The sequence below is a fragment of the Candidatus Rhodoblastus alkanivorans genome (genome assembly GCF_022760755.1).
Classification (GTDB): Bacteria; Pseudomonadota; Alphaproteobacteria; order Rhizobiales; family Beijerinckiaceae; genus Rhodoblastus; species Rhodoblastus alkanivorans.
Genome location: NZ_JAIVFP010000001.1, coordinates 3,336,309 through 3,350,974 on the forward strand (window position 1 = coordinate 3,336,309; position 14,666 = coordinate 3,350,974).

12 protein-coding genes are annotated in these 14,666 nt (G+C 64.5%); 2 read left to right on the top strand and 10 right to left on the bottom strand.

Annotated elements, in window-relative coordinates; all coding sequences use genetic code 11:
• Positions 1-108: 108 nt before the first annotated feature.
• Both mog and hpnN read right to left on the bottom strand, forming a co-directional pair.
• Positions 109-645, bottom strand: coding sequence for a molybdopterin adenylyltransferase (mog, locus tag K2U94_RS15495; protein ID WP_243068065.1), 537 nt, complete (start codon positions 643-645; stop codon positions 109-111).
• Positions 642-3,260: a hopanoid transporter HpnN gene (gene hpnN / locus K2U94_RS15500; RefSeq protein ID WP_243068066.1), complete on the bottom strand. Its 2,619-nt coding sequence runs from the start codon at positions 3,258-3,260 to the stop codon at positions 642-644. The genes mog and hpnN overlap by 4 nt, the downstream gene beginning before the upstream one ends.
• A gap of 200 nt (positions 3,261-3,460) precedes the next feature.
• On the opposite strand from hpnN, the gene hpnH reads away from it, so the two are divergent.
• Positions 3,461-4,609, top strand: a complete 1,149-nt coding sequence (gene hpnH, locus K2U94_RS15505; RefSeq protein WP_243068067.1) for an adenosyl-hopene transferase HpnH — start codon at positions 3,461-3,463, stop codon at positions 4,607-4,609.
• Here hpnH and K2U94_RS15510 read toward each other — a convergent pair.
• The 8 genes from K2U94_RS15510 to hpnA form a co-directional block, all read right to left on the bottom strand.
• Positions 4,553-5,296, bottom strand: coding sequence for a phosphorylase family protein (locus K2U94_RS15510; RefSeq protein ID WP_243068068.1), 744 nt, complete (start codon positions 5,294-5,296; stop codon positions 4,553-4,555). The two genes, hpnH and K2U94_RS15510, sit on opposite strands and share 57 nt — an antisense overlap.
• Positions 5,297-5,914: 618 nt before the next feature.
• Positions 5,915-7,138 (bottom strand): heme-binding protein, encoded by a 1,224-nt coding sequence (locus tag K2U94_RS15515; protein WP_243068069.1) that lies wholly within the window; start codon positions 7,136-7,138, stop codon positions 5,915-5,917.
• Positions 7,139-7,715: 577 nt separating this feature from the next.
• Entirely contained in the window at positions 7,716-8,573 is an 858-nt protein-coding gene (locus tag K2U94_RS15520; RefSeq protein WP_243068070.1) for a DUF2189 domain-containing protein, read from the bottom strand.
• 286 nt (positions 8,574-8,859) lie between these two features.
• Positions 8,860-10,098, bottom strand: coding sequence for a hydroxysqualene dehydroxylase HpnE (gene hpnE / locus K2U94_RS15525; RefSeq protein ID WP_243068894.1), 1,239 nt, complete (start codon positions 10,096-10,098; stop codon positions 8,860-8,862).
• Positions 10,095-10,934, bottom strand: a complete 840-nt coding sequence (gene hpnD / locus K2U94_RS15530; protein WP_336606169.1) for a presqualene diphosphate synthase HpnD — start codon at positions 10,932-10,934, stop codon at positions 10,095-10,097. The genes hpnE and hpnD overlap by 4 nt, the downstream gene beginning before the upstream one ends.
• Positions 10,931-11,818: a squalene synthase HpnC gene (hpnC, locus tag K2U94_RS15535; RefSeq protein WP_243068071.1), complete on the bottom strand. Its 888-nt coding sequence runs from the start codon at positions 11,816-11,818 to the stop codon at positions 10,931-10,933. The genes hpnD and hpnC overlap by 4 nt, the downstream gene beginning before the upstream one ends.
• Complete coding sequence (locus K2U94_RS15540) at positions 11,815-13,026, bottom strand: glycosyltransferase (protein ID WP_243068072.1); 1,212 nt, start codon at positions 13,024-13,026, stop codon at positions 11,815-11,817. Before K2U94_RS15540 ends, hpnC begins: the two co-directional genes overlap by 4 nt.
• Complete coding sequence (gene hpnA / locus K2U94_RS15545; RefSeq protein WP_243068073.1) at positions 13,023-14,024, bottom strand: hopanoid-associated sugar epimerase; 1,002 nt, start codon at positions 14,022-14,024, stop codon at positions 13,023-13,025. Before hpnA ends, K2U94_RS15540 begins: the two co-directional genes overlap by 4 nt.
• A gap of 307 nt (positions 14,025-14,331) precedes the next feature.
• Here hpnA and K2U94_RS15550 point away from each other — a divergent pair, with 307 nt between their 5' ends.
• Positions 14,332-14,655, top strand: a complete 324-nt coding sequence (locus tag K2U94_RS15550; RefSeq protein WP_243068074.1) for a DUF2849 domain-containing protein — start codon at positions 14,332-14,334, stop codon at positions 14,653-14,655.
• Positions 14,656-14,666: the final 11 nt, after the last annotated feature.

The window sequence follows — 14,666 nt, forward strand, 5'->3', positions numbered from 1 at the left end:
CCCCGGCGCGCTCCCTTAGGCGTGGTCAAGCGTGAATTTAACGGCCGGTGCGGAATATGATAGCCGTCCGTCAAAAAAATCGCAGGACAAAAAGGCAGCGATTTCAGCCTATTTTTTAATCGGCCGGACCGTTTTGACAAATTCCGGATGGGTGTCGAGCCAGGCGCCGCCGATCAATTCGACACAATAGGGAACGGCCGGGAAGACAGCCCGCAGGCAAAGATCGATGGAGCGCGGGCTGCCGGGCAGATTGACATAAAGGCAGGCGCCGCGATGAGCCGCCGTCTGGCGCGAGAGAATGGCGGTCGGCGTCTGTTCGAGGCTTTTCAGGCGCATCAACTCGCCGAAGCCAGGCAGTTCGCGGTCGGCGGCCGCAAGCGTCGCCTCAGGCGTCAGGTCGCGCGGAGCCGGCCCGGTGCCGCCGGTGGTGAGCACCAGGCAGCAGCCCGCCCGGTCGGCCATGTCGATCAATTCGTCGCGCACCCGCTCGAAACCGTCGGGAATGACCCGCATGTCGAGTTCGAACGGCACGGAAAGCGCCTTGCCGAGCCATTCCGCGATGGCGGGGCCGGAAATATCCTCATAGACTCCGGCGCTGGCGCGGTCGGAAATGGTCAGGACTCCGATCCGTGCGGGCGCGGTCACGGCTCGTTCTCCTTGCTGACGCGGGGCGGACCCATCAGAGCCGGCTGGAACAGAATCGCCGCGCAAAGCGTGGTCGCCAGCGACAGGGCGAGCAGCTTGCCCATGCTCGACGTGCCGGGATGATTGGACAGCCACAGACTGCCGAAGGCGGTGGCCGTGGTCATGGCGCTGAAGAAGATCGCACGGGTGAGGCCGGTGCGCAGCAATTTGGCCGAGCCCGCGCGCCACGCGATCACGTAATAGATCTTGAAGGCGACGCCGAGGCCGAGAAGCAGCGGCAGCGCGATGATATTGGCGAAATTCAGCTTCAGCCCGATCAGCGCGCAGATCTCCATCGTATAGACCCCGGCGAGCAGCAGGGGCGCCAGGGTCAGGGCGACGTCGCCGATCCGCCGCAAGGCGATATAGAGCAGCAGAGCGATCGAGGCGAAGGCGAGAGCCCCGGCCTCGGCGAAGGCGCGCAGCACGGTGTCGCCGGAGGCGAGAATCCCCACAGGCGCGCCCGAGGCGTCGGGCGCGATTTTCAGCACCGCGTTCACGAAGGGCCGCATCCGTTCGTAATCGTTCTTGTCGCCGCGCGGGGCGACCTCCATCCGGGCGCGGCCGTCGGCCGCGATCCAGTCGCGGCGCAGTTCCGTCGGCAGGTCGGCGAGCGTCACCGGCCCGGCCTGCAGCGACAGGCGCACGTCGTCGAGCAGACTTTTCATCGGCTGGATCAGCAGCGCACGGGCCCGCGCGCGCGCGCTTTCCGGCCCCTGCCCAAGCCGTTCGAGCGCCGCGCCGGCCCGCGCCAGCGACGCGAGCGCGGGCTTGCCCTCCGCCGCCTTTTGCAATGCCGCGCCGGCGTCGGACAAGGCGCGGGCGTCTTCGGCGTCGGTCGGCGGCGGAGGCGGATTGACGGGATCGAGGCTCGGACCAAGCAGGCTGCGGGCGTCGGCGATCATGGCGAGCTTGGCCTTCTGGTCCTCCGGCACGAAATCCGACAGGGTGGTGACGCTCTCGACCGTCGGCAGCGCCCGCAATTTGACCGCGAGCGCATTCGCCGCCTTGAGGGATGGCTTAAGGATCTCGATGATGTTCGGCGTCATGTGTGGGTCCTGCATGACGTCGAGCAGGGTCGAGACCGATTCCGTCTTCACGCTGCGCAGATGCAGGGGATTATAGTCGAAGCGCACTTTCAGGAGCAGCGGCGCGCCGAGCACCGCGAGGCCAAGCGCGAAGGCGATGATCCCGCGGCGATGGCGCATCTGGAATTCGTCGAGCGGGGCGAGGAAGGAATAGCCGACCGTCTTCGTTTCCGCGCGCGGCCGCAGCAGGGCCAGCAGCGCCGGCAGCGCGGTGATCGAAGTCAAGAAGGCGATGATCATGCCGGTGCCGGCCACCAGGCCCAGTTCCGACACGCCGCGATAATCGGTCGGGATGAAGGAATAGAAGCCCGCCGCGGTGGCCGCCGCGGCCAAGGCCAGCGGCAGGCTCGCCTTGGCGCCGGCGGAATTCAGGGCGCGGCGCAGATCGTTGTCGCGATAGCGCTCCTCGCGATAGCGCACGCAGAACTGGATGCCGAAATCGACGCCGATGCCGACGAACAGCACAGCGAAGGCCACCGAAATCGGATTGAGCGACCCGACCATCGCGAGGCCGACGGCGGCGGTGATCGCCAGACCCATGAACATGTTGAGCATGACGGCGAGGATCAGCCTTCGCCAGCGCAAGGCGCGCCAAAGAATGAAAAGAACGGCGATGACGGTCAGGCTGTTGCTGAGCACGGCGCCCTCGGCGAGCGTGCCGAACTCCTCGTCCTGCATGGCGACGTCGCCGGTCAGGCGCACGCGATAACCCGACTCGGGCGTCAGGCCGATCCTGCGCGCGACGGCGCGCAGGGCGTCGGAGGCTTCGGCGCCCGGCTCCAGCGCCGAAAAATCGAGCACCGGCTTGACCATAATGAAGCGGCGCTTGTCGCGAACGGTTGGCGGCGCGCCGGAGAACAGCGCCGACCACGAGAAGTCGCTCGCCTTTCCCCTGACGGCGTCGTCGATCGCGCCAGTGATGCTTTCGAGCGGCTTGGCGAGCCCGGCGGACTCAGCCCCGCCGCGCGCCATCAGGCCAAGCGCTCCGGCGAAGCCGCGCAGCGAGGGGTCGCGCGCCAGCGCGCCCAAAAAGGGCTGGGCGTCGATCAACTGGTCGGTCTTGGCCTGAACCTCCTTCGCCGGCAGATAGAGCAAGCCGTTGCGGCGAAAGAATTCGCTGGTTTCCATGCTGGAGACGTCGGCGAAATATCTGGGCTCGGCTTTCAGCGCCGCCTCCAGCTTCAGCGCCCCGTCGGTCGCGAGTTCCGGCGACCGCGCGTCGAGCACCACGAGCAGCGCGTTGGCACGCTGGGGAAAGGCGTCTCCGAGCGCGATCTCGCGCTGGCGCCACGGCAAATGCGGATTGATCAGCTTGTTGAGGTCGGTGCTGATGGCGAAATGATCCGCCGCGAACCAGCCGGCGAGCGCCGTCACCAGCAGCGCCAGCGCCAGAACCGTGAATTTGTGCGCTGCGCTGAACGCAACGGTCCTGGCGACAATGCCGATCACCTCGGCTTCCGGATGGAAAGTTTCTTCAGCGTCAGCCATGTCGCTCCCGCGCCGGCGAAATTTCAATTTCTCTCTCCCGGCGCCGCGAAATTGCGTTATTTTGTAAGGAAAAGAAACCGGGGTCGCACAATTTTCCCTAAGCTTTTGGGTTGAGGCGGTTTTTGCTTGCGGCCCCGGGCAAGTTCGGCCTAATGGTCGCTTTTGCAGTGAGAGTTTGACGCAGCGCAACAGGAGCGACCATGGGTATCCCGGTGATCGAAGGCGCGCGAATCGGCGCCTATATCCTCAAGCAGCACTTGATTGGGCGCAAGCGCTATCCCCTCGTCCTGATGCTGGAGCCTTTGTTTCGCTGCAATCTCGCCTGCGCCGGCTGCGGCAAGATCGACTATCCCGACAAGATCCTGAACCAGCGGCTGCCCTATGAAGACTGCATGTCGGCGATCGACGAATGCGGCGCCCCGGTCGTGGTGATCGCCGGTGGCGAGCCCCTATTGCATAAGGACATCGGCCGGATCGTGCGCGGAGCGCTCGACCGCAAGAAATATGTCACGCTTTGCACCAACGCGCTGCTGCTCGAAAAGAAAATGGGCGAGTTCGAGCCCCATCGCGCCTTCAATTTCTCGGTTCATCTCGACGGCGATCGCGAGATGCACGACAAATCCGTCTGCCAGGCGGGCGTCTACGACCGCGCCGTGGCCGCAATCAAAGCCGCGCGCGAAAAAGGCTTCAAGGTCACCGTCAACTGCACCCTGTTCAACGACGCCGATCCCGAACGCGTGGCCGGCTTCCTCGACAGGCTCAAGGAAATGGGCGTGGACAGCGCCACGATTTCGCCTGGCTACGCCTATGAACGCGCGCCGGACCAGGACCATTTCCTCAACCGGACCAAGACCAAGGAACTGTTCCGCGCCATCTTCCGGCGCGGGAACAATGGCCGCAAATGGGCCTTTTTCCAGTCGTCGCTCTACCTCGACTTCCTCGCCGGCAACCAGACCTATCATTGCACGCCCTGGGGGAATCCCCTGCGCACGGTCTTCGGTTGGCAGCGCCCATGCTATCTGCTCAACGAAGGCTACGCCTCGACGTTCAAGGAGCTGATGGAGGAGACCGACTGGGACGCCTATGGGGTCGGAAATTACGAGAAATGCGCCGATTGCATGGTCCATTCCGGCTTCGAGCCGAGCGCCGTGGCCCATGCCGTGAAAAATCCCTTCGCCGCGCTGAAAGTCGCTCTGTTCGGCGTGAACACCGAAGGCCCGCTCGCTCCGGACATTCCGCTCGACAAGCAGCGTCCCGCGAAATTCGGTTATGCGGATCAGGTCGAGCGTCAGCTAAACGACCTGGTCGAAACCGAAAAAGCCCCCAAGCAGACGGCGGCTGCCGAGTAAGGCGGCGATCGCCGCCCGCGCGTCGAAGGCCGTGCGGATCAGCGCGGCGGTCTGGCCGGGACTGCGGGCGAGCGCAGCCAGCACCGCCCAGCCGTCGGCCGCGCCGTCCGGCCGGAAACCGGCCAGGGCGGCGGGGGGAATGGCGCGTTCCTGCGGGTCGGCGACCGCGCGCAGAACCGCGAAGGGCAGGTCGTTTTCCGCCGCAAAACGCGCGGCGCCATGCGATTCCATATCCACGGCGTGAGCGCCGCGCTCCTGATGCAGGCGGCGCTTGCGTTCCGGCGTGACGATGGCCGCGTCGGCGCCGAGCAGAGCGCCGGTCCGCGCCCCGGGCAGGACGCGCGCCAGATGGCCGGCCCAACCGGCATGACAGGGAAAGACGCCCGCCTCCGCCATCACGACCACCGGCGCGAGCAGGTCGCCCGGCCGCAAATGGGGCGCGAGCGCGCCAGCGACCCCGAAGCTCAGCACGCCCTGTAACGGACGGCCCTGGTCGGCGGCCCGGCGATGGGCCTGCGCGAGGCCGGCCTCGACCCGCGCCGCCGAACCGCCGCCGATGATGGTCAGATCCGGCCCGGCGTCGGCGATGCGCGCCTCGGACGTCATGCCCACGACGATCGCGATGCGCGGCTTCGCAAGCGCGGCCGCCGCAAATTCGCGAGATCTGGAAGGAAGGCGGCCGTTCATCGATGCGGCTCGATCGCCCGCAAATCGCCGCGAATGGTATCGCGCCACACGGCGCGATACCATTCGCGAAGGCGTTCGAGATTTTCGTTTCCGCCGGCCATGATCACAGGCGTAGCAGATTTCGAAATCGACTTCCATTCCATCGTCCCTGACGAGACGACGAATTTTGCCCGGTTGCTCGATCGCCGCTTCGCTCCAAGCCGCCCATCCATGCGACTGAAGCAGGCCGCAAATTCAGGCCCCCGAGGAGCGATCGTCCCTCACCGCGCGCCGAAGACCGATGATTTGCTCGCCTAAAGGTTTTTCGACGGTGAGCACGAAATCAATTTCGGAAGGCAGGTCGTCCATTTTTTGCGTCGCGCCTGGATTCGATGCGCGCAAGGTCCACCCCGCATCTCGCGCAACGGTTCGAGAACGGGATGGTCCGGTTCGCCGGCCATAGCGCCGGGAAGGGCCATCTCTCCGAACGCACCCAATTGGCCGGCGAGGTCGTTTTGCCCTATTTTCGCGTCGGTTCCGGAGCGACGAACCGCGTTAGCTTCGACAAGCCCGCGTCATTTGATTGGCTCCCTCCCGGCGTGACCGTTTCGGATCACGATCCCGGCCTGACTGCGCCGTTTACGGCGCCCTGCGCACAGCATCCCAGACCGAAGGCGGTGGCGCGATCGGCGTGGAAGGCGCCAGCGTCGCCACCGAAACATGAGGCCACGTCAGGCCGTTGAAGTTCAGGAGGACGACCTGCGAATATTGGATTTGCGTCGAATGAACTTTGATCGGGATCGGGCGGGGAATCGGGAACGGCGGATGGATCACGAAACGGGGGCCCGGAATGCCCAACGTTGGGTGCGGGGCGCCTGGAAGCGTGAGCGGGAGCTGTCCGGGGTGAAATATAGGCACGAGAATTTCGTGCTCGACTGTTTCGATCCAGAAGGTCGCCTTTGCGCCCGCAAAAATTTTATTTGCGGGACCAGCCTGCTGATTAGGAACATTGGCGTTGACGGTGAGAAAGGCGATGTCCGCGTTCCCGCCGCCAACTGCCGGGATCGCGAGCTGCCCCGCGGGCGTCTCCGGCGCGCTGGCGACTTCGAGGATCACCGTGCTGACGATCGTCTGTCCCGCGATGGCGTTGCGGAGCACGGTATTGGGATCATCGAGGATTGCCTGCGTAATCGAGCCGCTGGCAATATGGCTGGTAAGATCCTGGGGTATGCGAAAAGTATTCTTGTCGGTCGCGGTCTGGCTCGGGAAGCGGAACGGCGCCCGCGTCGCGTCGAAGAACGGCGTCGGGTCCACCGACGGAATCGTCGGTGGACCGGCAATGACCGCGGAAGCGGACCCTTGCAGGTTGATTGTCGTTCCATGCGGAACCGAGGCCATGCGCACGAATGTGACCGCCTCGGCCGGGTTTGTGGTTGCCGGCACGGCAAGCCAAATTCCCGGTTCGAAATGGATCGCGACGGGCGCGCCATTCGTCACATCATTGACGGTTTGAACATAGGGAACGCCGTTTAGAAAAATATCGCCCTGGACCATCCCGCGATTGGGAATGCTGCCAAGACTCGCCGAAAACGCCAGGTTTTCAGTTGTGACATTGAGTTCGAGGATGTTGTCGTTGGGGCCGTTCGCGGGATTGGGCAGCGGCGTGGGCGTGGCGGCGCTTTGGGGTCGGAATATCAGATTGAATCCCTTGCCCGCAAAAGCGCCTTGGAAATTGGACAGAACGCCAAGCGATGGCGCAAAATTCAGTAGCGACCTCAGCCGCTCGTTTGCCAGCGACTTGACTTCATTAATGTGGAATCCCTCCGGTAATTTCATCGAAGCAGGAGCATTCGCGTTCGTCATTGGAACCTCCCTCATTTCAGTTACCTATATCAAATATAGACACTTAAATGCAACATTGTTGTTTAACGTGCCGACATCTGTCATTATTTATAACACAACGTCTCATGTACTGTAACACAACGCGCTAGAATAATTAGTAAATTTATAGTGATAAAAATTTAACATACTTTTTATCAAACTTATCTACAGCCAATATTGCCAAACTATCAGAATTCGTCGATATGGGATTTATCCAGCCGACTTTTGCTGGAGGCTCTCGCATTTCGGCCGGGACGACGCTGGTCGCTGGACTTTCGGACCAGGTGGACGGTGGCCGGCCTGTCATCGGACCGGCGGCCGTGTGCGACACGCGACCACGTCACGCCACAGATGCGCCCAATGGCGACAGCAGCTCGGCGATCGTGCATAGGATTTCGGTGAACGAGCTTTGCGGAACGGTCGTGACGAGACGGACGGGGCCGTAAGGCGGCCGTCTCATTCGAGTCGACCACCGTCCATCGGAGCAACGGGCGATCGGGCGCCAAACGTCGGATTTGAACCACCGGCAGGATTTCCGCAAATCCCGCCGAAACCGACGCTAAACGACAACCTTGCGGTAAAGACGCCAGGTCGCGTGGCCGAGGACCGGCAGCACGACGATGAGCGCGGTCAAAGCCGAAAGCATGCCCAGGGCGAGCCCCGTGGCGATGATCAGGCCCCAGGCCAGCATCGGCCCCGGATTGGCCTCGCAGGCGCGGATGGACGTGGCGATCGCTGTGAAGATCGTGACCTTGCGATCGAGAAGCAGGGGAAAGGACACGACGCTGATCGCAAAGACGACAAGGGCGAAAATGAAACCGACGCCACAGCCGACGGCGATCATCGTCCAACCGGCATGGGTCGTGAAAACGTTACTGGTCAATGACGTAAGCGACGCCGGCATTTCCGGTCCGATCGTCAAAACATAGATTTTCCACGCCGCGAGGATCCACAGCCCATAGATGGCGATGAGCAGCAGCCCGAGCTTGAAAATTTCGGCGGCGGACTGCGAGGCGAAGGCCTTAAAACCGTCGATCCAGTTCGCCTTCTCGCCGCGTTCACGCCGGCGGCTCATTTCATAGAGCCAGACCGCGGCAAAGGGACCGATCAGGGCGAAGCCGGCAAAGACCGGAAACAGCAGCGGCAACGCGTGCGAATGGGATATGGCCCAGGTCAAGGCAAGACCGACAGCGGGGTAAATCAGGCAGATGAAGATCACATCGTCGCGGAAGAAGAGGAAATCGTCGAAACCCTGGCCGAGCGCGTTCCTGAGATCGGCGAAGGAAATCCGCCGCACCTGCGGCGCGAGCGACTTGTCGACATCGGGACGAAACATTGCCCGCCCGATCGAGCGCAAAGCGTGGCCTGAGGCGGCGATTTGCACCGCGCCCCATTCGGCGGGGTTCCTGATCCACATTGGCAAATCCTCCCGAGACTGAAGCAGCCGGCGGGCGCCCTACGGCCTGGCGCCCCCGTCGGCGCAGAACCTCATCTTATCTAGTCGCTCGCCGCGCTCCCGCCAGCGCCAAAGCGATCACAATTTCTGGAGGCGTGTCCTTGGCCCGAACGCGGTCAATTCTGCCCCTCAATCGCCGCGCCACGCTGTTGATGGACAGGGCTTCAAATCCCGATTGGGAAGAAAGTCCCCGCGCGTCGGCCCTGCGCCTTGGCTTTCCCGCCGTGACGAGCCAGCCCCTTTATGGTCAGCGCCCTGCGCAAAACCCCGCCGCCCGCACGCCCGACCGCACCGCGCCTTCGATGGTTGCGGGCAGGCCGGTCTGGGTCCAGTCGCCGGCGAGGAAGAGATTGCGCCACGCGGTTCCGGCGCCCGGTCGAAGCGCGTCCTGGGCGGGGGTCGCGGCGAAGGTCGCACGTTTTTCCTTGATGACCTGCCACGCCGGCAGGGGCGCCGAAAAACCCGCGACCGCCTGGACCTCGGCCCAGATTCTTTCGGCCAGTTCCTCGCGCGGGACGCCAAGAAAACGCTCCGCCGCGCTGATCGTCACCGAGAGACGATCGGAAAAGCCGAACAGCCATTCACTCGCGGCGCCGATCACTCCTGTCAGCAGCGGCAGGTTCTGGGGCGCGGGATGAGCGAAATGGGCGTTGACGATGGCGCGGAATTCCGTCGGCGCCTTGAGACCGGGCAGCAGCGCCGCCGCGACCGGCGCGGTGACCGCAAGCACAACCTTGTCCTGCGACGCGATCGTCACTTTCTCGTCGCCGAAATCGAGCGCCGCCGCGCGATCCTCCGCGAAGTCGATGGCCTTCAAACTGGCGCCGAAGCGAATCTCCGCGCCTTTGCCCCGCAAAAACTCCAGCGCCGGATCGACAAAGGCGGCGGACAGCCCCTCCACCGCCACCACCGGCCGGCAGGCGTCGCCTCCTTTAGCAAAAGTCTCGCGCACGATGGCGCCGGCGAGCGCGGCGGACGCCTCGGCAGGATCGGTGTTCAGCGCCGAGACGAACAACGGATTCCAAAGATTGCGGGCGATCTCGCCGGTCCCGAGAAAGGGCTGCAAGGTCTGGTCGGGTCTGGCGAAAAGCAGTTTGATCAAAGCGAGATAATCGAGGCCCGCCGTATTGGGAACACGGCGGTCGGGCGCGAGAATCCACCACGGCAATTTCCCGGCGTTTGGCCGCAGTTTCCAGCGCGTCTTGCGCGCGAGATCGCAGAAATCGAACGCGGCCTCTTCCGGCCCGGCCAGCTTTTCCGCGCCGCCGATTTTTTTCACATAGGCCAAAGCGGCGTGATTGCCCGACAGCAGCAGATGATTGCCGTTGTCGATCGTCATATTGAGGCCGGCGTCGAAATAGGACCGGCAGCGCCCGCCCGCCTGCGGCGCGGCCTCATAGAGCGACACCTCGGCGGCGCCGCAAAGCTCGACCGCCGCCGAAAGGCCGGCCAGCCCCGCCCCGACGATGTGGACGCGCGCCATCAGAAAAAACCATAGCGCAGGATCGCGCCGATCAAGGCGATCTTCGGCGTCGGGATTTTTTCGCGCGGCTTCCTGAAACCCCGGGCGGCGAGCCGCCGCCAGATCGCGCCATAGGCGAGGCTCATGATTTTCGGCGCGCGAATTTCATCGCGAGGCCGGCGCGCCATGATCGCGTCGGCCTCCTCGAAATGATCTTTGGCCTGTTGCAGCAAAGGCCGGCAGACGGCGTCGAGATCGTCCATCGCCGCCACTTTTCCCGGCGTCGGGTCGGAAATTCCGGCGGCCGCAAGATTTTCGCGCGGCAGATAGAGCCGCCCTATTGCAGCGTCCTCGTCGATGTCGCGCAAAATATTGGTGAGCTGTAGGGCGCGGCCGAGATGACGCGCCAGCGCGATTCCTTCCGCCTCCGGCAAGCCGAAAACGCGCACCGAAAGCCGCCCGACCGCGCTCGCCACCCGGTCGCAGTAAAGGTCGAGCGTCGCGGCGTCGGGCGCGACAATGTCGGAATCAACATCCATCTCCATGCCGTCGATCACGGCGACAAAATCTTCGCGGGCGAAGCCGAACCGGCGCAAAGGCGCCGCGAGGCCGGCGGCAAGGCCCGGCGGCTTCCCGGCGTAAAGCGCATCAATGGCGCGGCGCCAGGCGTCGAGCGCGGCCTTTTTCGTGGCCTTGTCGCCGCCCTCGTCGGCGACGTCGTCCACGGCGCGGCAGAAGGAATAAATCTCGAACATGGCGTCGCGTTTTTCGCGCGGGAGAATGGCCATGGCGCGGTAGAACGAACTCTTGCTGGCGCGCTGGCGGGCGAGTTCGGCGGCTTCGTCAAACGCAGCGGTCACGCGGCCCTCCGGGTCAGACGGGAGACAGCCTCGCCCATCGCCGCGGCGATCGCGCCGATGAGCATGCCGCTCTTGGAAAGCCTCACATTTTCGCTGAGCGGATCGCGCGCGATCAGCAGATCGGCGATCGTGAACGCATGGCGCACGATCACTGCGATCTCCATGCCCAAACGCAAATCCTTGATGTCATGGGGCAAGCTCATTCCTTCGGCCAGCAGGCCGCGATTGCGCAGCGCAAGGTCGCGCAGACAGGCGCGCAAAGCGGGCGTCGCCTTGCCTGCGCCGAGATCCTCGGCCCGCGCCCCTGCCGCCGCAAGCGCATCCTGCGGGACATAGACGCGGTCCAGCGCGCGAAAATCCTTGCCGCAGTCCTGCAGATGGTTGTTGATTTGGAGCGCAGCGCAGATCGCGTCGGAGGCCGGCCACAGGTCGCGGCTCTCGCCATGGACGTCGAGCAGGAAACGCCCGACCGGCATGGCCGACAGCCGGCAATAATCGATCAGCTCGTCCCAGGTCGCATAGCGGTTCTGGTCCACGTCGCGGCGGAAGGCGTCGAGCAGGTCGCGGGCGTGACGGTCGGTCAGGCCGCATTCCGCGAGTTTGGCGCGCAGTTTCACGCCGAGCGGTTCGGCGTCGCTCGCGCCGGTCAGACTCTGGTCGAGTTGGTCGAGCAGCGCGCGTTTTTGCGCCGGCGCGAGGTCCGGATGATCGGCGACATCGTCGCCGGCGCGGACGAAATCGTAAAAGGCGAAGATGACCGGGCGCAAAGGCGAGGCGATCAGCAGGGAGGCGACGGGAAAATTCTCGTCGTTTCCGCCCTTGCCCGAGCGCAGGCTTTCCGCCGTGACCGGCGCGGGCTCGACTTGTCTCGCAGCGGCGCTCATGGCGTCTCCGTCTCGATTTCTTTTCCGCGCGCGCGCCGCACGAGTTCTTTTCCGCGCGCGCGCCGCACGAGGTGGGCTTGCGCCCTGCCCTTCCACATCCCGCCGCGCCCGCGGAAAAATTGCAGGGCGGAATCGAGCGTATAGAGCAAATAGGGCGCGGCGATAAGCGGCAAAGTCATGGCCCGCCAGCGCTTGAGCCCATAAAAACGCTGGATCGGCCCGAAACTCACGCTCATCAGCACGAAGGCCGCAATGCCGCACAATCCGGCAACACCGTCCGCGAAAAAGGCGAGCACAACGGGGACGAAAAAGGTCAGGACGAGGCCGAGGCTCGTCAGCGCGAGCCAAAGCGGCGAAAAGCGCAGTTGCGCATAGGCCGAACGCGACACCATGCGACGAATGTCGGCGAAACTCGGATAGGAGCGCAGCGAGTGCAGGCGGTTCGACAGGCCGAGCCAGATCGGCCCCACGCTTTTCATGCGCGCGCCGAAGGCGCAATCGTCGATCAGGGCGTCGGAAATCGAGGCGACGCCGCCCGCCTTTTCCAGCAGATCGGCGCGCGCCAGCATGAGATTGCCCGCCGCGGCGGCGATTTTCCTGCGCGGATCGGAGACCCAGCGGAAGGGATAAAGCATCTGGAAAAAATAAGTGAAGGCGGGGATCAGCCATTTCTCGGCCGCGCTCTCGCAACGCCAGGTCGCCATCAGCGAGACGAGCGCATAAGAGCCGGCCTCCGCCCGCGCCACCACGGCGCGCAGATTTTCTGGCGCATGCAGGATGTCGGCGTCGGTGAAAAGAATATAGCGGGGCGCGAAATTCTTCCGCGCCAAAGCTTCGCCCTGGGCCATGGCCCAGACCTTTCCGGCCCAACCGGCGGGCAAAGGCGCGCCGGGAAGAATGGCGAGGCGTTCGAGATGGGGCGATGCGGCGGCGGCGGCGCGGGCCTTGTCCGCTGTGCCGTCGCCGCTCTGGTCGTCGGCCAGAATGATGTGAAACTCGCCCGGATAATCCTGCGCCAGCAGCGAACCGAGGCTTTCGCCGATCAAGGCCGCCTCGTCGCGCGCCGGAACTACCGCCACGACACTCGGCCATTGCGCCGGCGCCGGCGGATCATCCAGATCGTCGCGGTCGCGGCAGCGCCAGAAATTTCCGCGCGCGCATACGAGAACCGGCCAGATCGCGAGGACCAGAAGGCCGAGCCAGTTCACGCGATCATGCCTTTTTCGCGGAACCATTCCACGGCGTCGGCGAGCGCCTGCGCGTAAGGCCGCGCGGAAAAACCCAATTCGCGCTCGGCCTTGGCGGAGGAGAAATACATGCGATATTTCGCCATGCGCAAAGCATCGGCGGTAATGAAAGGCTCCTTGCGGGTGATGCGGGCCACGGCCTCGGCGCCATAGGCCAGCGGGAACAGCGGCCTGCGCGGCATTTTCAGCTTGGGCGGCCTGCGCCCGACCAGCGCCGCGATCTCGGCAAGCATCGTTCCGAGCGGCGCGTCCTGTCCGCCGAGAATATAGCGCTCGCCGATGCGGCCGCGCTCCATGGCGGCGATATGGCCGGCGGCGACGTCGTCAACATGGACGAGATTGAGCCCGGTGTCGACATAGCCGGGCATGCGGCCGCTGGCGGCCTCGACAATGATCCGCCCGGTCGGGGTCGGCTTGATGTCACGCGGGCCGATGGGTGTGGAGGGGTTGACGATGACCGCCGGCAGGCCCTGTTCCGCGACCATCTGCTCGACCAGCCGCTCGGCGATGGTCTTGCTTTTCTTGTAAGCCCCGATCGCCTGGTGCGGCTTGGCGGGCGAAGTCTCGTCCACCGGACGGCCGTCGTCCTTGAGCTTGAGCGTCGCCACCGAGGAGCAATAGACGATGCGGCTCACCCCGGCGCGCAGGGCCTCCGCCATGATATTGCCGGTCCCGATGCGATTGGCCTCGACGATCTCATTGGGGTCCGGCGCCCACATGCGATAATCCGCCGCGACATGATAGAGCCGCTCCACCCCGCGCAGGGCGGGACGCAGCGACGCGGCGTCGCGCAGGTCGCCAACAACCACCTCGGCGTCCAGCCCCTCGATATTGCCGCGCGCCGAAGTCTGGCGCGCCAGCAGCACGACGCGCTCGCCGCGCGCGATCAGGGCGCGGGCGACCGCCGCGCCGACGAAGCCGGTCGCGCCGGTGACAAGCGTTTTGCCTGACGGATTCATATTGGCGCTTTTCCTCCTCCCCCGTCCTAACATGGGTTGGCCGCCGCCTGAACGGCGAAAAACGCCCGGATGGCGCGGCGCGACTGCTTTTGGATCCATATAGGATAAATTTCTCCCCACGAGCGACATGAGACTCTTGATATAGACAATTCTTCTTGTAATCATGCTGTATTTGCAAAAATATTCTTTTTCATACCGTTGAAACGTCATTCGCACGGCCCTAATCTCTTCCGGAACGGCGCGGAAGAGAAATGTCCCGCGCCTCCAAATGATCCCGCCGCCATGCGGCGCATGAAGAGGACAGACGATGGCCGCCCCGAAGCGTCCCAACCTGCCGGCGATTCTGGTCGCCAGCGATCTGCTCGAAGGCGAGGTGGTTTTCGCCGCCGAGCAGGGCTGGACGCGCGACCTGCGGCAGGCCCTCGTCGCCAGTGACGAACTGGCCGCCCAGGCGCTGGAGCGTTTCGGCGCGACCGAATTCCTCCACGCCAAAGTGGTCGATCCCTATCTGGTCGCCGTCGAGACCGGCGCCGACGGCGCGCCCCGCCCCCGGCATTATCGCGAGGTCTTGCGCGCGCTCGGGCCGAGCGTGCGCCCGGACCTCGGCAAGCAGGCCGATTTCCAGATCTGAAAGGCCGCCCC